17 protein-coding genes and 1 pseudogene are annotated in these 17566 nt (G+C 45.5%); 3 read left to right on the top strand and 15 right to left on the bottom strand.

The features are described from left to right. Window positions 1–38 precede the first annotated feature (38 nt). Together DWZ44_RS01890 and DWZ44_RS01885 are read right to left on the bottom strand one after the other, a co-directional pair. Complete coding sequence (locus DWZ44_RS01890; RefSeq protein WP_117804170.1) at window positions 39–1379, bottom strand: MATE family efflux transporter; 1341 nt, start codon at window positions 1377–1379, stop codon at window positions 39–41. A 284-nt stretch (window positions 1380–1663) separates the two neighbouring features. After that, window positions 1664–3031, bottom strand: a complete 1368-nt coding sequence (locus DWZ44_RS01885; protein WP_055227883.1) for an MATE family efflux transporter — start codon at window positions 3029–3031, stop codon at window positions 1664–1666. A 123-nt stretch (window positions 3032–3154) separates the two neighbouring features. On the opposite strand from DWZ44_RS01885, the gene DWZ44_RS01880 reads away from it, so the two are divergent. Then, window positions 3155–4042, top strand: a complete 888-nt coding sequence (locus DWZ44_RS01880; RefSeq protein ID WP_117804098.1) for a LysR family transcriptional regulator — start codon at window positions 3155–3157, stop codon at window positions 4040–4042. Here DWZ44_RS01880 and DWZ44_RS01875 read toward each other — a convergent pair. The 3 genes from DWZ44_RS01875 to DWZ44_RS01865 form a co-directional block, all read right to left on the bottom strand. Next, window positions 4011–4505, bottom strand: coding sequence for a GNAT family N-acetyltransferase (locus DWZ44_RS01875; RefSeq protein ID WP_117804097.1), 495 nt, complete (start codon window positions 4503–4505; stop codon window positions 4011–4013). The genes DWZ44_RS01880 and DWZ44_RS01875 overlap by 32 nt on opposite strands. A 78-nt stretch (window positions 4506–4583) precedes the next feature. Continuing rightward, entirely contained in the window at window positions 4584–5807 is a 1224-nt protein-coding gene (locus DWZ44_RS01870; RefSeq protein WP_117804096.1) for a M28 family metallopeptidase, read from the bottom strand. Between the two features lie 142 nt (window positions 5808–5949). Continuing rightward, window positions 5950–7557, bottom strand: coding sequence for a spermidine synthase (locus DWZ44_RS01865; RefSeq protein ID WP_117804095.1), 1608 nt, complete (start codon window positions 7555–7557; stop codon window positions 5950–5952). Between the two features lie 51 nt (window positions 7558–7608). Between DWZ44_RS01865 and DWZ44_RS19430 the strand changes: the two genes are divergently transcribed. Next, a complete protein-coding gene (locus DWZ44_RS19430; RefSeq protein ID WP_442857707.1) occupies window positions 7609–7683 on the top strand; it encodes a DUF6783 domain-containing protein in 75 nt (24 codons plus the stop codon). A 38-nt stretch (window positions 7684–7721) separates the two neighbouring features. On the opposite strand, the gene DWZ44_RS18580 is transcribed toward DWZ44_RS19430, so the two are convergent. The 4 genes and pseudogenes from DWZ44_RS18580 to DWZ44_RS18575 form a co-directional block, all read right to left on the bottom strand. Beyond that, window positions 7722–8345 carry a prolyl oligopeptidase family serine peptidase gene (locus DWZ44_RS18580; RefSeq protein WP_117804094.1) on the bottom strand — a complete coding sequence of 208 codons (624 nt, stop codon included), beginning with the start codon at window positions 8343–8345 and terminating at the stop codon, window positions 7722–7724. Between the two features lie 105 nt (window positions 8346–8450). Beyond that, a pseudogene (locus DWZ44_RS19425) lies at window positions 8451–10030 on the bottom strand (ATP-binding cassette domain-containing protein). A gap of 475 nt (window positions 10031–10505) precedes the next feature. Further along, window positions 10506–11177 carry a DUF1638 domain-containing protein gene (locus DWZ44_RS01850; RefSeq protein ID WP_055227877.1) on the bottom strand — a complete coding sequence of 224 codons (672 nt, stop codon included), beginning with the start codon at window positions 11175–11177 and terminating at the stop codon, window positions 10506–10508. Window positions 11178–11569: 392 nt separating this feature from the next. Further along, a complete protein-coding gene (locus DWZ44_RS18575) occupies window positions 11570–12859 on the bottom strand; it encodes a transposase (RefSeq protein ID WP_242991097.1) in 1290 nt (429 codons plus the stop codon). Between the two features lie 203 nt (window positions 12860–13062). Between DWZ44_RS18575 and DWZ44_RS18965 the strand changes: the two genes are divergently transcribed. Further along, the gene (locus DWZ44_RS18965) at window positions 13063–13188 is read left to right on the top strand and encodes a hypothetical protein (protein WP_256359687.1); all 126 of its coding nucleotides are present in this window, start codon (window positions 13063–13065) and stop codon (window positions 13186–13188) included. A gap of 472 nt (window positions 13189–13660) precedes the next feature. On the opposite strand, the gene DWZ44_RS01830 is transcribed toward DWZ44_RS18965, so the two are convergent. The 6 genes from DWZ44_RS01830 to DWZ44_RS18960 form a co-directional block, all read right to left on the bottom strand. Next, entirely contained in the window at window positions 13661–14938 is a 1278-nt protein-coding gene (locus DWZ44_RS01830; RefSeq protein ID WP_117804091.1) for a tyrosine-type recombinase/integrase, read from the bottom strand. Window positions 14939–15017: 79 nt separating this feature from the next. After that, entirely contained in the window at window positions 15018–15221 is a 204-nt protein-coding gene (locus DWZ44_RS01825; RefSeq protein ID WP_069424004.1) for an excisionase, read from the bottom strand. Between the two features lie 433 nt (window positions 15222–15654). Next, on the bottom strand, window positions 15655–15897 hold the full coding sequence (locus DWZ44_RS01815; RefSeq protein WP_004611627.1) for a helix-turn-helix domain-containing protein: 243 nt from the start codon (window positions 15895–15897) through the stop codon (window positions 15655–15657). 6 nt (window positions 15898–15903) lie between these two features. Continuing rightward, a complete protein-coding gene (locus tag DWZ44_RS01810) occupies window positions 15904–16335 on the bottom strand; it encodes a sigma-70 family RNA polymerase sigma factor (RefSeq protein ID WP_055201460.1) in 432 nt (143 codons plus the stop codon). A gap of 670 nt (window positions 16336–17005) precedes the next feature. Then, window positions 17006–17155, bottom strand: coding sequence for a hypothetical protein (locus tag DWZ44_RS18570; protein WP_243002018.1), 150 nt, complete (start codon window positions 17153–17155; stop codon window positions 17006–17008). A 48-nt stretch (window positions 17156–17203) separates the two neighbouring features. After that, window positions 17204–17338: a hypothetical protein gene (locus tag DWZ44_RS18960; protein WP_256186109.1), complete on the bottom strand. Its 135-nt coding sequence runs from the start codon at window positions 17336–17338 to the stop codon at window positions 17204–17206. Window positions 17339–17566 lie beyond the last annotated feature (228 nt).

Raw genomic sequence — 17566 nt, 5'->3', positions numbered from 1 at the left:
TTCGCAAAGAACAGCCTTTTTGTTTTTCTTTTCTATACTTAAAACTGAATCTGCTTTTCCCCTTTCCGTTTCCAGAGAGCTGCTGCAAGCGGGATGCCGCAGAGCTCAGCCAGGACAAAGGCGCCCCATATCAGATTCAGGTTTCCAGATCCTTTGAGAAGAAATGCAAACACCAGCGGCAGAATCGCCTGGCGTGTCATGGATATGTACATACTTTCTTTTCCAAGGGAAAGTCCCTGCAACGCCGCCTGATAGATCAGGCCTGGAATCGAAAGCAGATAGGCCACTGCCAGAATGCGGAGCGCCGGAACTCCGATGCGCATCAGATTGTCCGAGGCATCAAAAAGTTTCAGTACAACGCCAGGACAGAATTCCAGCACGGCAAAAAAGATAAGAAACAGTCCGCCGCCGTAAAGAATGCCGTACCGGATCGACTGACGGATTCTTTCTTTTTGCTTTGCGCCGTAATTGTACGCTACAATCGGAATCAGACCGTTTGTGATACCGTGAACACCGACGGTTGTAATATTCTGAATCTTTGTGCACACACCAAAAGCAGCAACTGCCGTCGAAGAAAAGGTAATAATAATCGCATTCATCGCCATGTTGACAACCGAGGTCAGAATCTGTACCAGCGTGGACGGAAAACCGACTTTTATGATCTCACGCACACTCACCCAGTCCGGTTTCAGCGTAAAGGCAAACGGGATTTCCGGGTTCCACTTTTTATTAATCATCATTCCGGCAAGACAGCCCACAAACTGGCCGATGACGGTTGCCAGCGCAGCTCCGGCCGTCTCCATCCGCGGAAGGCCGAACCAGCCGAAAATAAAGATCGGATCGAGAATCAGATTTGTCAGCGATGCGGCGGAAAGTGTAAAAATAAAAAGGTGCGCTTTTCCGCTTGCCATAACAAACCGGTCAAAGACCCACTGTCCCATCTGGCCGAGAGACGCGATCATACAGATACTTAAGTATTGGATGCCATACGCTGCGATGGCTTCATTGCCGCCGGACTGACTTTCAAAATAGATCCGGGCAAATGCGATACATAAAATACTGTTTAAAATCCACGAGCAGAATGCAAGAAAAAGCGCGGCGCTCGCTGCATCTTTTACCTTTTTCTGATTCTTTTCTCCAAGTGCCCGGGAAATGACGGCGTTCAGGCCGACCGCATTTCCAAGACCGAGCGATGATACAATGAGCTGCATCGGAGCCGCCAGGGAAATTGCCGTCAGTGCATCCTCAGAAACCCGCGCAACGAACACGGAATCTACGAAGTTGTAAAGCGAATTAATCAGAAGTGACAGCATCAGCGGCAGCGCCATGGAAATCACCAGACGGCTGACCGGGATCGTTCCCATTTTGTTTTCTTCCATAAAAACCCTCTCCTGTTCTTTTGTTTTTTCTGTTTCCAGTGTAGCGTGAATTTCCGGAAAGATCAAATACTTATCTTCGATACAACAAAATAGTTTTTAGCTATACTTTATAATTTTTTCACCTGCAGAAACTGCCACCGGCAGCTCTCTTCGAATGCAGCGCAGCGAAAAAGGGGAATCTAACCCTTTTTATCGTATGTATCGCAACAAAAACAGAAAGATATCTGCCGAAACGGTTTCGGTAAATATCTTCCTGTACTTTTTCCAAAAACTTTTCAAAACTATTACTTCTGCTGCTCCATTCGCTTCAATTCCGGCAGAACCAGAATCAGCATGGTGATAAAGCAGAGACTTCCGCCGATTACGTTTGATACCGGTTCGGCAAGGAATACACCGTCCGTTCCCATGTGGAGTACGTACGGCATCAGATAGGTGAGCGGTACAACAATGAAGACTTTTCGGAGCAGGGAGAAAAAGATCGCCTGTTTCTTTTTATTCAGAGATTTGAATACGGTCTGTCCAATGTACTGCAGATCCATGAAAATGAATGCTGCAAAGTACTGCTTCAGAGCCGGAACCGCATCTGCGGTCAGTACCGCATCCGAACTGAAAATACCGATCAGCGCATGCGGCGCCAGAACAATCACGCTCCACATCACTGCGGTATAGCCGAGGATCATCGCACTCATGACACACATCGCCTTGCGCACGCGGGCCGGACGGCGTGCACCGTAATTATAGCTCAAAATTGGAGAAGTTCCCTCATTCATTGCATAGATCGGTGTCTCGACGAGCTGACGCACGCTCGATACGATCGTCATAACAGAGATGTAAATATCACCGCCGGTCACAGAAAGTACATTGTTGCAGCAGATCGTGACAAGGCTGTTGGTCAGCTGCATGATAAATCCGGCGGTACCGAGACTGACAATATTTTTCGCATAGCCTGCACACTCAGAAATTTCATCTTTCCGCACAAAGCGCACTTTCAGTTCCGATTTCCGGGTCAGGAAATACAGAACGAACACTGCGGAAAGTGTCTGGGAAATCACAGTTGCAATCGCAGCCCCCTGCACACCAAAGCCAAACACAAAGATAAACAGCGGGTCAAGCAGCAGGTTTGCGACCGCTCCGATCGTGACGGAAAGCATGCCAACGGTCGAGTAGCCCTGCGCGTTGATGAACGGGTTCATGCCGGTTGCCACCATTGACGGCAAAGTTCCGATCAGATAAATCATCATATAAGGATACGCGTATACCATCGCATCTGCCGATGCACCGAACAGTGACAGCAGTGGACGGGCAAACAAAAAGCCGATCACCATCAGTATGACAGCACAGACACATACCATGGAATACGACGTATTCATAATACGTTCCGCCTTTTTTTGATCATTCTTTCCACGCTCAATCGAAAACAGCGGAGCGCCGCCGCTTCCAAACAAGTTGCTGAATGCTGTGATGATAACGATCAGCGGAAAGCACAGACCGACTGCACCGAGTGCCGCCGTTCCTACCTCCGGGATCCGCGCGATGTAGACGCGGTCTACAATATTGTACAGCAGACTCAAAATCTGAGCAACCAGCATTGGGAGCGCTGCCCCGAGGATGTTTCCGGTTACGGTTCCATGTTCGAAATCAATTCGTTTCATTTGTTCCCTCATTCCCTTCTTTTTCACTTGCTTTTCAGTATAGCATGGCGTATTCTATATGTAAATTATTGTTTTTATATTGATATTAAATAATTTTTATATAGTTTTTTCAGGAGGATTTTTATGGAACTTCGACAACTCGAATACTTCCGCGCCATCGTGGACGCGGGAACCATCAGCGGGGCGGCACGGGTGCTGCATATGACACAGCCGCCGTTAAGTTATCAGATCAAAATGCTGGAGGAAGAGCTTCAGGTGCCTCTTCTCATCCGCGGCACAAAGAAAATCACTCTGACCGAGGCAGGAAAAACACTGTATGAACAGGCAGGAACGCTTCTGATGTTTGCGGATCTCACCAGGCGCGAAGTCGTAAAATCCAGTCAGTCTGCGACACTCCACATCGGCATGACGCCATCCACCGTTTCACTGCTCGCCGACTATCTCCTGCGATTTTCCCGGAAATACCCGCACATCCATTTCGATGTCCACGAGGGTTCTACCTTTGCTTTAAAAGACCAGCTCGAAAATCACATGGTGGATCTCACCACGCTCCGTACGCCAATCGTTTTAAATGGCTGTGAGACGAAGACCCTTTTAAAAGAGAGCATCACCGCCATGGCACTCCCTTCTCACCCGCTTTTTGCCGGGCGTGAAACCCTTTCGCTTACAGAACTTGCCGAGCAGCCGCTGATTCTGTCGAACCGCTACCGGAAATACATGCTCTCCGCTTTCGAGCAGGCAGGTCTGTTCTGCGATATCTATCTCACCTGCGAGGACGCCCGCACGGCAATGACAATGGCAGAAAAAGGCCTTGGCATCGCTCTTCTGCCGGCCTCCATGCTGAATCTTACCCATAAATTAAAGGCCTGCACCATCACAGATGCAGACCTTACAACCGAAATCCTGCTTGCCTGGCGCAAGGGGCGCCTTCCGTCTGAACTTCGGGCTTTTCTGGAATTGTGGGATAAAAATGACTCCCTCAATAATCAAATTCATGTTCCCCAACCGTAATCGTCTGCGTCAGTTTTTCATTCAGATACGGTTTACGGATCTCAATTAGATTCAGAACGGTGTAACCACGCTTTCTCAAAAATTCAATCATCCTGTGGTTATTGGGATGGACATAGTTGTAAACCGTATCGTTTCCATAAGAAGCTGCAATTTCTTCTGCCTTGCCATGCAGTGCGGCAGCAACTCCCTGCCGGCGGTACTCTTCTCTGACAAAGATGGATTCCACCCACACCACCTCGCTCTCAATACGACAGACAACATAACCTGCGTATTCGCCATGCACCGTGGCGGCAAACACTGGAAATCCTGCTAAAAGGTATTCCTTCATTTCTTCCCGTCCGTCTTCCACGTTCGGTTTTGATGCAATTCCTTTATAGGAACGCAGTTCTACTCGAAACAGCGCAACCATTTCTGCAAGGGCATCGTTTACCTGCCTGATTTCTACCAGTTCTATTTTTTTCATGGTTTCTCTCTCCTGCCACTGTCGTTCTTTTTCCTATTTGCAATTCGTCTCGCTGCTCATATCCGTGATCGAAGTATATCAGGCTTCTTTTCTCTTGCGAAACAAATATTCATCCAATTGTTTCCGAATCGTTTCCGGTATTTCTCTTGCCACCGGGCAGACCGCTGCGTTTGCGAATCTTCCGGTAAATACTGTCAGGAAATCAATATCTTTTTGCAGCTGCTCCATCGACATCACATCTTTGACATCGTAGCGGCAGTGAATCGGGGCGACATTTCCGTTGGCAATACGCGCAAACGAAACAGCCGGAACCCCATGATCGGCAAATGGTGTGGAATCACTGGAATAGACGCCGTTTTCTGCCGCAATTGGAAATCCAACTTCTGCAGCCATATAGCTGATGTAATGGGTAAGCTTTTCTTCTGCCGATACACAGGCGATAAATTTTCCCATATACGTTCCGATCATGTCCAGATTGATGTTCAGTACTGTTTGTCTCAGTTCTTTTTCATGATCTCTGACATACGCTTTCGATCCTAAAAGTCCTCTTTCTTCGCTTCCGCAGAATACAAACCGAAGACCATAATTCAGCTCTTTCCCTTTCATCTGCTCCATGATTCCAAGAAGCCCTGCGCATCCGCTCATGTTGTCATATGCACCATGCGAAAGCGATGTCGTATCATAATGCGCGCTTAAAACGATCCATTCTTCTCTTTTTCCCGGCAATTCTGCAATCACATTATGGGATTCTCCATCGTATTCCTTCTGCCGGATTTCCAGACGGATCTGTTTTACTTTATTTTTCACAAGTTCTACTGCCTGTGCGGAGTGAATCATAGCGCAGAGCACTTTCTTTTCCTCTCCGACAACGGCTTCCCGAAGATCTCTCTGATCAATGTCTGTATGTGGGTAATAGCTGTTTCCATATTGGAACAGAATCGCTTTCGCGCCTGCTTTCATCAAATCCTGGTACGCAAAAAATCCGATTCCCTGCGTATCCATCAGCACAATTTTATCTTTTGCACCGGCAACGGAAACCGGATCGGTTCCCGGCATATAGTAGAGTTCGCCTTCGACACTTCCGCTTCCGCAGCATGTGAGAGCTTTGCATGAAATTTCCATCCCGTCTGCATACAAATGTGCCTCTTCGATTTCGCCCATCGCAACGCGGAAACCTTCCAGTTTTGCCGGGACTCCTAATGTTTCACACTGCTCCTTTAAATAGTTTGCAACCTGCAATTCTTCTTTTGTACCGCTTGCATGTACAAAATCTGTCTGGTCAAAAATAGATTGTAGCTTCATATTTTTAGTTCTCCTTTATAACCATTTTTTCTGTATATCATTTGCTAACATAACCATGTTATTTCGTACAACTTTTTTTTAAAACTGTGATGGTGTATCTGTTCCTCTTTCTCATTCCCATGATTTATGTTTTTTCCAGAGCTCAGAGAGACTCGATCAGTCCTTTGATTCCCTGCTCTTTATAGATATCTTTATAGTATTGGACTTCATCCTTGATCAGCTCATCGATCACCTGCATGCCAAGCAGCTCCACCGGTGCCTGGTCATCTGTGAGGATATAATTTCCTTTCTGATATTCTGTAAGATTTGACGTAACTTCCTGCATCATATTTTTCAGGTTTACGTTTGTAAGTTCCCCCGTATGTTTCGTCAGATTCTTTACGATGTCCGAATCGTCCGACGCAAAGAGTTCCCGGTTGGACGATCCTGCCACATCCACTGTAACCGCTGTATCAAAGACACTTCCAATCGTATCCGAAAGGTACTGATTGATGTTTCCTTCCTTCATTCCACGCATATTCATGTTTACCACCATAACGCCATCGTCCTTCAGATGTGATTTGACCAGTTCAAAGAACTCTTTGGAGGACATCTGGAATGGAATTGTGATATCCTGATATGCATCGACCATAATCACATCATACGTTTTCTGCGATGCATTTAAAAACGCTCTTCCATCGTAAGTAGTCACCGGAATATCCTCGGAAAGTGAAAAATATTTCCGCGAGAGATCCGTGATCTTTTCATCAATCTCTACACCCTCAATGTTCATGTTCCCAAAATATTTCTTACACTGTGTGGCGTAGGTTCCCGTACCCATGCCAAGGATCAGCACATCCATCTGATCTGTCGGCTTGTCTTTGATCATAAGCGGCGCCGCCATCGCATAATCATAGTACATTCCGGTCAGTTCATCCTGCTTCATATAGACAGACTGTACGCCAAACAGAACATTGGTAGACAATGCTACTCTCTTATCATTTTCGTACACCTGAAGATAGTTGTATACAGACTCTCCCTCATATGTCAGGTTGTTTTCCCAGAATGCGAAGGAATCGGAATAACCTGTTCCACAGCAGAACGCGAAAATAAGTACCGATGCAATCACTTTCTTTTTCCCTGCTTTTTCCATCACAAAATACACGATGGATAACGCAAGTAAAATTCCCGCAAAGATCAGAAAAGTGATCGATGTTCCAACCGCAGGGATCGTAACAAACGTCGGCACAAAGGTACCAATAATGCTGCCGATCGTATTGAATGCTCCCAGTGTTCCCACCGTTTTTCCGTTATCATCCAGATTGCTCACCGAATATTTGACCAGTGACGGAGTTACCGTGCCCAGTAAAAACAATGGGAACACAAAAATTACCATACAGGCCACAAACGCAGCCAGGATCAGAAAATTGTTATTTACAGAAAAAATCAGAACCGCAGAAATGCCAACAATGATATATTTTCCAACCACAGGGATCAACGCAATCCATAAAGCAGCTACGATGATACGGCCATAAAGCTTGTCCGGATTGGGTGACTTGTCCGCCGTTCTGCCTCCATAGATATTTCCCAGTGCCATAGCGATCATGATGGTTCCTATGATGATCGTCCATACAATCTGTGAAGAACTAAAATATGGTGCCAGAAGCCTGCTCGCACCAAGTTCTACCGCCATCACAGACATTCCTGAAAAAAATTCTGTCAGATACAAAAACAACTTGTTTTTTAAGATGCCACGATTTTTTCTTTCCATGTCGACTCCTTTTTTATTTTATCTTTTTGCTGCCATCATGCCGGCAAAAGAGTGAAACATACCGCAAAATGGAACGCACAGAATGCGGAAATGATTTTTCAAACGCGCTCTACTATCATACCATAGACTTCTTTGGAATTTTGCAATATATTTTTCCATGACTCTTAATGTCCAAACAGCCATCCCATAATTTTTTCATCCCGACAGAACAGATAACCGCCTCCGTGCTGATAAGTCACTTTCGTTCCTGCAAAGTAATTTTTCTCTTTTATATCCAGTACCAGCAAATTGTCTATTTCGGATTTTGCTAAACCCTGCTCTGCATACAGCTCATATAAAATCTGATACGCTTCTTTAAACGGTTCTGATCCATAATATTCATCACTTTCGCCAATCACAAAACAGACCGGTGTTTTTGCCTCTGTCACCGGTTCATATGCTCCATCCCATTTGGAGCTGCACATGAGCGCTGCAGTAAACAGTTCCGGCTTTTTCCCCAGGATCAGCGCCAGCGTTTCTCCTCCGCCGGAATAGCCGTTACTATATACTTTTTCCGGTTCTGCTGCCCCTTCTGATGCTGCTGTTCTTTCTGTTTCTTCCAGCTCTGTCATTTCTTCTGTGTTTCTTTTTTCTTCTGTATCCTTTGAATCCTCTATCTGTTCAGATCCCGCTGCCGGAACATCCATATTCCTTTTTCCAGCGCTTTTAAAAAACTGTCTGGATAGCAGAAGCGATATAGCAAAAATAGCAAAGCAAACCGTAAGCAGCATTATTTTTCTTTTTGTCATAATGTGAATTCCTCCTTTTTTTACTATTTTTAATCATAGCAAAACGAGACCTCCATAAGAAGTCTCGTTTTTTTTCAGTCGTAACCTTTCCGTTTATTCTTCTGGTCAAAGCTCTACCACTTTCGTTGCCAGCTTTTTGGCAAACCTTGCATCATGCTCCACGATCAGCATCGTTGGCTGGAACTGCGCAATCAGTTTCTCAATCTGCATCCGTGAAAATACATCAATATAATTCAGCGGTTCATCCCACAGATAGAGATACGCAGGTGTTAAAAGGCTGGCAGCAATCAATACTTTTTTCTTCTGTCCCTCGGAAAATTCCTCCATGTTTTTTACAAACTGTTCTCTGTCCAGATCCAGGCTGCGCAACATGGAAAGGAGCATTGGCTCATCAATTTCCTGCTTTTTGGCAAATTCTTTCAGCGTTCCGGACAGATGCGAGGTATCCTGGTTGATATAGGAAATAACGAGATTTGAGGCAATCGAACAGGTACCCGTTGCCATTATATTTTCGCCGGAAAGATTTTCGCATCCGGACATCGTAATTTTCCGCTTTTCGATTCCGCCATTGGAAGAATTTTGCAGGTTCTGCGTCAGAATATACTTGATCAGGCTGGATTTTCCACAGCCATTTTTTCCTTTCAGAAAAACACGGTCTCCTTGTTTCAGTTCAAAATTCAATCCGGTGATCACATGTTCTTTTCCATCCCGATATTTTAAGGAAAAATCCCTGCATTCGATCAGCCGTTCTTTGTAATGGGAAAGCGGCATAATCTTTAAATCTTTTACCGTTTCGATATCTTTTAACAGCCCTTCCTTTTTCTCGATCTCCCGGTCCATTCTCTCCTCGTACGCTTTGACGCGCGACTGCATTTTCTTCGTCTTTGCTCCGATATACGATCGTGTCGATATCGATCTGTCATGTTCTTTGGCTGGATCATACCCAATCTTGGTATTTTCATTTTTTCTGCCCAGCGCGAAGAACGGTCGGCGGCTGCCTTTAGTTTTCCAATTTCTTTTACATGTTTTTCATGTTCCATTCTGGCGAAGTTGTCTGCTTTTTCCTTATTTTCCCACCAGCTGGAAAAATTGCCGCTCTGCACTTCGATCGAGGCCCGGTTTAAAACCAGCACATGATCGATACAGGCGTCCAGCAGATCCCTGTCGTGGGATACCAGAATAAATCCTTTTTTTGACGCCAGATATTTTTTGATAATCTCTCTGGCGTCCTGATCCAAATGGTTGGTGGGTTCATCGATCAGCAGAAAATCATTTTCACCGGAAAAAAGGACTGCAAGCATGACCCTGGTCCGCTCCCCAAAGCTTAACGTACCAAATGGTCTGTACAAAAGTTCTGCGTCCATATCCACTTTTTCCAATTCACAAAGAACTCTCCAGCTCTCTACTCCCGCTTTCCAGTCTTCCATCAGCTCCGCTGCTGTCCGTTCCAGATCTTTTTGTTTCACCGGATACGGAAAATAATCGAAGACAACCGATCGGGTGATCGCTCCCTGGTATTCGTATTTTCCCAGGAGTAACTGAAGAAACGTTGTCTTTCCCTTTCCGTTTCTTCCCACAAAACCAAGCTTCCAGCTGGTGTCGATTGAAAACGATACATTTTCAAAGATTGTATCATAACTTCCTTCATACCCAAAGGTTAGATTACTGACATTGATCTGTGCCATAAAAACTCCCTTCTGCCTGTTTTTCTTTTTCTCACGGCATAAAAAATTCTGCCTAGAGTATTTAAAAAGCGAGCCCGCTTTGCGTACGCAAAACAGACCCGCATCCTAAACAGACACAGCGTGCATGGCACTGGTGTCGGAACATAACGAATCGTCTAAGTATCTAATTTAAGCGTACACAAAATAACCCGTTTCAAACAGGTCTTACCAAAATACAATTGTGTTTTCCAGCTTAAATTATTTCAGATACATTCCCTCACCTTTACACGTTCATGTTCTTTCTTTTTTCTATTCATGCTTTAAAGCGTCTTCGAAAAGCATTTTTCAAATATGCTCTATGCATAGTTGGACAATATCACAGATTTGCTGATCTGTCAATGCCAAACTAATTTCTCAGCATCTTTCCATTTTACATAAAAATAGTACAAGACCTTCCAAAAATGCCAGATCTCTGGGCTGGAACATCCTTTTCCACTCAGAAAAAATCCCCATGCCGGATCAAATGCCCGGGTTCAGCTACCAGAAACTGCTCATCCCATTCTCCCGACACCAGTTTTTCCAGGATTCGGTTACTTCCCTGCACATAGTCCAACGCTGCATGAATCATATCTGCATTTTTCTGCGCCTGCTCCGCATACGCAAGTTCATAACAATCATTATACCCGGTATCAATGATATCCAGAAAATAATACTGGTCAAACCACATGTGGAACAACGTTTCTTCATCTAGTCCCTGAAATTCCTTGGATGCTTTCCGATAATCTTTCAATAGTGATAACACAGAAAATTTTTCGGGCTCATCCTCATAAAGATACAGATGCCCGCTCTCCTTGCGGTTGGGGATGTACCGGTCATCTGTGGCTAAAAGCAGGGACACACAATCATCTACTCTTGGAATCACAGTCCTTACCTGTGCCCGCACCTGGTCCCAAACTCCTCCGCAAAATCCCATGGCAGCCAGAATCGTATCCGGCTTCCTTTTTCTTTTTTCCAGTTCCTGCCAGATCACCGTTTTCATAGTCGCCGGCTCTACGTGATAGATCCGATCAATGACTATAATCGGATAATTGGTATGCATCTTCTCCTGTGCCCGTTTCACATAACGTTCCAGCGAACTGCAAGTCAAAATGACGGTTTCTTTTTCCATATTCGTGCTCCTCGTACAATATATAAAAATTGATTTATCTGCGTCGTTTACCGTAAGTTTTTCTTTCTATGTTATACTACAATAGTTTTGATGTTGGGGGCAAAACCATAAATAACTTTGTCCTCTATTTCTATAAAGAGTTTTCTGAAATTCAATGCTGCTATCTTGGAACCGAAAAAGAACTTGCCCCGCTGTTTCCCACGAGGTATCTTTTCCAAGTGGTAATTCTTGCGTATATTCGATGGAACAGTTTCCACTCCATTACGCAGCCTTGCATAATTTTTGAATTCTTTGCTATTCATGTTCCGTTGGATTTTCGCACGTTCATGCGCTGCTTTGGATGTTACTATTTTTGCAACCTTCTTAAAGATCTTCGGCTTGCATTGATCCTGCTACGGACAGTTGGCACACTGCTCATGCAGAGAGGAAACGGCACACTGATTGCTTGGTTTCATATAAGAACAGCTTTTCGGTGCATGGCCGGCTGGACATCGGAGGACTTTTGTTCCCTCTTCGTTGAATTCAAAATCAGCAAGGATATACGGAGCCGGTTTCCCCGTCAGACTTGTGGTAATCAGTTCTACGTTTTTATGAGCTGCAAGTTGTGTGTTTTCTGTTCCACTATATGCTCCATCCGTGACTATAACAGTCCGTTCTTCCTGGTTATCCATCTGCGCAAGGTGCTCCTGGATAAACTGACTGTCACTATGGTTGTTTTGCTCATACTGGTACTCTGTTACAACAGAACCATCGGCTCCAACGGATTCTTCAAGATTAGCAGCATATCCTCGATGCTCTTTTCCTGCTTTATTCCGGAATGTCGCTTCAGGGTCAGAAGGATTCTGCAGCATGGTTGATTTCATGCCGCCGTCTTCTTTCGTGCGGAGTCTTCGGTTTTCATTTTCAACAATGGTCTGTTCTGACAGGCATCTGACAAACAGATCATACTCTGTTGAATCATTGTAATCAGACTCACACAGGGCAAGAAGTTTATCCGCATCCGTTAAGAGTTGCTTCATGCGCTCATCTGCATCGGTACTGCGCTGATGATAAATCACTCTGTTAAAATCGTTAGGATCGATATAATGTTTTAAATCGTCAGACAGAACGGAACCATTGATTTTATTCACATACATCGCCAGCTTTACAATGCAGGTGTATATCAGTTCCATTCGGCTGAGCCTGCGGACGTTGGATTCGATCATCATGGAATCCATACGTCTGACTTTACCGCTGATTCCCATCAGTTTTGCAATGGAAGCACTTAAATCTTTCACACAATCATGGTAAAGATCCTTGTTGTGAAGTGTTTCATAATCATAGCACCTCTTGCGGAAACGGCTTAAGGTCTTGTCACTCAAAGGCTGTTCTTCAAAACTTGTTGTGTGCAGTGCGTACTGAATTCGAAAATCCAGCATAAGATTTTCGACCATCTCGTCATCGGAATAATCAAAAAGCTCTTTGATAATGAGCGCACCAACAATCACGTTGACCGGAGTATTCGGTCTGGATGCCTTATCGCTGTATAAGACAGAAAAACGCTTTTCATCAATGGCAGGAAATATTTCATCGGCAAAGACTTTTGCCCAGGATTTTTCCAATGCTTTTTGTTCTCTGGCAGTTAATCCAGAAAAACTATCTGTAAATGACATTTGCTGGTAAGTATTTTCTTTGAATGACATAGAGATTGCCTTCTTTCCTACTAAGATATCTCTATTATACAGCAAGTAAACCATTTAGGCTTGTATTTACTACAAAATATATGAACTTTTCAAGGTACTATAGAGGGGCTTTTGACCCCAACATCATAGTTTTAAAATAATATAAAGCAAACGGATAAAAATATTTTCTCCGTCATAAACTTCAAAAAGAGAGGGAAAAACTTATGATTTTTTATTTTACCGGAACTGGTAATTCGCTTTGGGCTGCAAAAGAAATTGGAAAAGAGCTGAATCAGCCTGTTGAGAATATTATAAAACAGAAAGCAATTTTTTCTGCAAAAACGATATAATCGGTTTTGTCTTTCCTACCTACATGAGCGATCTGCCATGGATTGTAAAAGAATTTTTATTGAAGTTAACGGTCAATCCTGACTGCTATACTTTTGTCGTCATGACTTCTAACAATGGAAAAAGCGGAAATTCTTTTGTCAGCCTAAGTCAGGCACTTTCCCGCAGCGGTGCAAACCTGTCGGCTGTCTTTGATCTGCAGATGCCAGGCAACTGTTTAATCAGCTCAGAGCAGGAAAATCTGGAACGACTGAAAAAAGCACCGGAACGGTTAAAATCTATCATATCTTTTATAAAAGAATCATTTAATAGATTTCTAATTATCTCTTTAGATGTTCTTATATGCCGGTATAGCCCGTTATTCCGGGCTTTTCCGGCACTTTTCATATCGGAAGAACCTCACAAATCTTTTTATTACCCCTCATGTTTTCGCTCTCAAAAGTAGTAAAAGCAGTAGTAAATTCTGCGTACTACTTATGCCGCCTTGGTTTCCTCGGCGCTTTGTGCCGTAGGCTCCGGCTTGACCTCTGCGGTGGGTTTTGCCTTGGCTTGCAGCCGTTCCATTTCCTCCTGTGCGGAATGGAAAGTAGCGTGGGCATAATAGTTCAGCGTCATTACGATGTTGGCGTGTCCCATGATGTACTGCAATGCCTTGGGGTTCATGCCCGCGTTTGCCATTCTGGTACAGAATGTATGCCGCATGGTGTGCGGCGTCATTATATCGGGCAGAGGCTCCTTGTGACACTTGTTGTACTTCTTGGCAAGGCACTTGAACATGGCGTCATAGTTGACGGCGGTTTTGGGCAGGCCATCCCGGTTCAGGAACAGGAAGTCCTTATAACCGTCAACCTCAATGCACCTGCCGTCCCTGCGCTTCTTTAACACGCGCTCAAACGCTTCATAGGCGGCTGCGCTCATGGGCACTTGACGGAATCCGCTTTCTGTTTTTGGCGCTTCGATATAGTAGCCGTCCTCGGTGCTTCTCAAAAGCTGGTGGTCTACATTCACAAAGCGCTTTTCAAAATTCAGGTCGGCGGGAGTCAGGCCGCAGAGTTCGGAAATACGAAGCCCGGTTTCCAGCAGGATCACCACCTCGTCATAATACTTGGCATAGACGGGATCGTTCTGCATGAAGTCCAAAAGCTCGTTTTCCTGTGTAGGGGTAAGCGGCACCTTTGGTACGGTATCGTCGTTGATAACCTCATTGATCTGGAAGTCAAAGGGATTCTTGCGGAGGCAGTCGTCCTGTACGGCCATATAAAAGATGGCTTTTAAGGAACGCTTGCTGTTGCAGATGGTGTTGTAGGCAACGCCCTTTTCCTGCATACGCAAGGCCCATTCTTTCGCGTCGGACAGCTTCACGCTGTCAATGCTGGCCGCGCCCAGCTTATCTTCGGACAGAAGTTTCATCAACTGCTGGCGGCTCTTTTGGGTTCCTTTCCGCACATTCCCGCGCTGCCGGATGTACTTTTCATAAAGCTGGCACACGGTCATTTTCTTGCCGATGGTGTCGATCCCGTCGTCAAGGTCTTTCTGTATCTGCTTGATCTTCTCGCGCAGGGAAAGACAGGGCCGCTTCCCGGCAGGTACTTTGTCGGTGGGTACTAACTTCCATGAGTAAACAAACTGGGGTTCTCCAAAGGTGTCAATGTATTTGTAAGCGTATCTTCCATCTGATCGCTGGCTCTCTCCAGACTTCAAAAGGCGGCCTTTGTTGTCCCGTCTTTTTTCATCTCGTTCTTTTCTTGGCATTTCGTCATGCTCCTTTCCATGACGGAAAGAGCCTTGACACGCTTATAACCTATTATAACACGCGCAAGGCCCTTTTTCACTATATTGTGTCAAGGGAATCAATAATTTTTTCAAACTGCTTCCGTTTGATCTGGATGCGGTTGCCGTTTAAGATCACCCAGCCAGCGGTGGGGGTTTCCTCGGCAAGCCGACGCAGTTTGTTTTCCCCGATCCGAAAATATTTAGACGCTTCCTCAATGGTGAGCGTGTATTTTTCCCAAATAGGCACATCGTTATTACTCATAACATGGCCCCCTTTCTTTTCAAAACAAAGGTTATTGTTGTGAAAGTGGGCAGAAAGTAACGGACGGCTGCTGGCACAGCTCCACGGGAATCTCACCCCCGCGTGGTTCTCACGCGGCCCTGCTCGTTGCCTGCGACGCTTCAAACGCTCGGACTACGACGACAAGGGCGTATCATTGTCCTGCCTGCGCGTCGTCGCCCGCAGGCTGCCACACCTGCTTTACGGCCCGGTAAAATCGCTCCGCTTATCCCAATGAGGGAAAGCCTCTTGGCGCACCTGCCGCCCGGCTCGGCACAGACAGAATGTATCCGTCTGCCCTATGACGCGCCGCCATTGTCCTGCGGGCGTATTTGTCAAGGAGCAAAGGGGCCGCCGGGAAAACAGGCAGGCGGGGAAAGGGAAAGCCGCCTGTCTATGGCCGGGGCCTTAACCGTCAGTCGCCAATGGGACTAACGATGGAATGGATCAGCTTGATTTGCAATCGGCGCTTCATATACTCGTCAATGCAGATATGAGGCTGGCCGCTGCCGTCATAGAGCGTCCGGGTACACAGCTTATTGATATAGCCGTCGTAATGCTGCAAGACACGCTCCACGGCTTCGGCGTTACCGGCGCAGGCCGCGTCGATCACAAAATCAGGCAGAGGGCTTTTGCCCTTGTAACTGGATTGCTTCATCCGCGTTTAACCTCCCTCCGGCATGAACGCCATCAATTTTATACGCAAGTCTTTCAGGGTGCTTGTCCTGTGGCGCTGTACTGCGCTGCGGGACATTCCCATCAGGCGGCCGATTTCTTCGTCAGTCAAATCCAGAACAAAGCGGAGAATCAAAATACTCTGCTCGTCTTTTGGCAGGCTGGCAAACGCTTCGGCCACAAGCTCGTTGTCGATATGTAGGTCATAGCCATGCGAACTGAATGTAAAGCTGTCGCAGGAATACCGATCTACGGTCGAGAGCTTGTCCCAATCAGCCGGGGAAACAGCGTCCAGCGACACTTCACGGTCGCGGCGGCACTTCATTTCCCGCAGATAATCTATCGCCTCATGGTACAGAACCAGCTTGCAATAGCGGTCAAACTGGCTCCATTCACCGTATTTGCGGGGGATCGCTTCCATCTTCTCACCCCCTTTCTATGGGGGATGTGGTGGTTCTCTCCCTTTCCGCCAATAGAGCGAATGGAATCTCTCTGGCTGCCCGCTAAACGCCTCCTTTTTTCACTTTTTTGAAATTTCTTTTTGCGCCGGATAGCAGGCCGCAGGAAACAACAAAATTCGCCCGGCAGGTCAAAGACCCACAGGGCGAAACAAAAAGCAATATGTTCTTTTCCTACATGGTATAGTACATACTTGCAGCCGCTTGTCCCCGCTGCCGGGGGACGGCTTTTTTTGACAGGCTAACCCCTGTCGGATTTTGTCGAAGTAGTTTTCGTTGCATGGCGGCTCCCTCCTAAAGCCGCCATGCCAGAACACGGTGCAGGGGTCGTCGAAGCAAAAAGAAACGGCGGCCTTGATCTACTCAAAACCGCCGTATCCGTCAGTGATACAGGAAAGCGCACGAAATCCTCTGCCCGTCAGCGGTTTTTTTCTTTTCCCCGCTGTGGAGGCAGATATTTGAATATGTAGGTATGTTTCATGCCGCAAAGGCCAAAACATACCATGTTAGTCAGTCAATTTGAATTAGAGTTCAATTCTTGCTTTCGATGGCTTATCTTCACAATAGATAACTTTAATCGTTGTTCCCTTGTCAGGGACTTTGTTTCCTGCGCCAATCCATTTTCGGCAGATGTTAATCTTTGCCGTCTATCGTATATTTGACCTTGATAGTATGCGGAAAGGCTGCGCCATCCATCGCATGAACGCGGGCAGGTTTACGATTCACTTTTAACCACCATTGTTTTGTAACTGAAATTACAGTTCCCATTGTTTCTTTTTCCATAAGTTATACCTCCAATGATATTTTTGATTGATGATACCTATTTTCTATTCAGCCTTTTCTTTGTTTGTAGTAAAAGCGGAACGCTGCTGCGCCGGTGGCCGCCAACTGTACCAGAATCAGCACAGCAAACAGACCGAAGCTCTCATAGTAGAACAGTTCATCCCAAAAATATAGTCTGTTCAAATGATGCCATTTATTGTATTCTAAATTTGTAGGTAAGCTGAACGGGTAACTTACCAAGGGATAGCGGCAACAGATGTCTATCTAACCATACTACCATTGAGATCGAAAAGTATGAATTGAAGAGTACAATAATAGGGTTGATTGAGGATCAACTTTTATTTTTTGTACCTTCATGTTAGAAGCCGTTGTGGACTATTACCTAAAAATAATAGATATAACACAAAGAGA

Origin of the sequence: Blautia sp. AF32-4BH, assembly GCF_003460565.1 — a bacterium.
In the GTDB taxonomy this organism is placed as follows: Bacteria; Bacillota; Clostridia; order Lachnospirales; family Lachnospiraceae; genus Fusicatenibacter; species Fusicatenibacter saccharivorans.
This window is presented reverse-complemented; position numbering and strand designations above follow the sequence as displayed.

Excerpts from the sequence above, each read along its gene's own strand:
- DWZ44_RS01890 (WP_117804170.1), bottom strand. The coding sequence starts at position 1,379 with ATGGAAGAAAACAAAATGGGAACGATCCCGGTCAGCCGTCTGGTGATT.
- DWZ44_RS01885 (WP_055227883.1), bottom strand. The coding sequence starts at position 3,031 with ATGAAACGAATTGATTTCGAACATGGAACCGTAACCGGAAACATCCTC.
- DWZ44_RS01880 (WP_117804098.1), top strand. The coding sequence starts at position 3,155 with ATGGAACTTCGACAACTCGAATACTTCCGCGCCATCGTGGACGCGGGA.
- DWZ44_RS01875 (WP_117804097.1), bottom strand. The coding sequence starts at position 4,505 with ATGAAAAAAATAGAACTGGTAGAAATCAGGCAGGTAAACGATGCCCTT.
- DWZ44_RS01870 (WP_117804096.1), bottom strand. The coding sequence starts at position 5,807 with ATGAAGCTACAATCTATTTTTGACCAGACAGATTTTGTACATGCAAGC.
- DWZ44_RS01865 (WP_117804095.1), bottom strand. The coding sequence starts at position 7,557 with ATGGAAAGAAAAAATCGTGGCATCTTAAAAAACAAGTTGTTTTTGTAT.
- DWZ44_RS18580 (WP_117804094.1), bottom strand. The coding sequence starts at position 8,345 with ATGACAAAAAGAAAAATAATGCTGCTTACGGTTTGCTTTGCTATTTTT.
- DWZ44_RS01850 (WP_055227877.1), bottom strand. The coding sequence starts at position 11,177 with ATGGAAAAAGAAACCGTCATTTTGACTTGCAGTTCGCTGGAACGTTAT.
- DWZ44_RS18575 (WP_242991097.1), bottom strand. The coding sequence starts at position 12,859 with ATGTCATTCAAAGAAAATACTTACCAGCAAATGTCATTTACAGATAGT.
- DWZ44_RS18965 (WP_256359687.1), top strand. The coding sequence starts at position 13,063 with ATGATTTTTTATTTTACCGGAACTGGTAATTCGCTTTGGGCTGCAAAA.
- DWZ44_RS01830 (WP_117804091.1), bottom strand. The coding sequence starts at position 14,938 with ATGCCAAGAAAAGAACGAGATGAAAAAAGACGGGACAACAAAGGCCGC.
- DWZ44_RS01825 (WP_069424004.1), bottom strand. The coding sequence starts at position 15,221 with ATGAGTAATAACGATGTGCCTATTTGGGAAAAATACACGCTCACCATT.
- DWZ44_RS01815 (WP_004611627.1), bottom strand. The coding sequence starts at position 15,897 with ATGAAGCAATCCAGTTACAAGGGCAAAAGCCCTCTGCCTGATTTTGTG.
- DWZ44_RS01810 (WP_055201460.1), bottom strand. The coding sequence starts at position 16,335 with ATGGAAGCGATCCCCCGCAAATACGGTGAATGGAGCCAGTTTGACCGC.
- DWZ44_RS18570 (WP_243002018.1), bottom strand. The coding sequence starts at position 17,155 with ATGGAAAAAGAAACAATGGGAACTGTAATTTCAGTTACAAAACAATGG.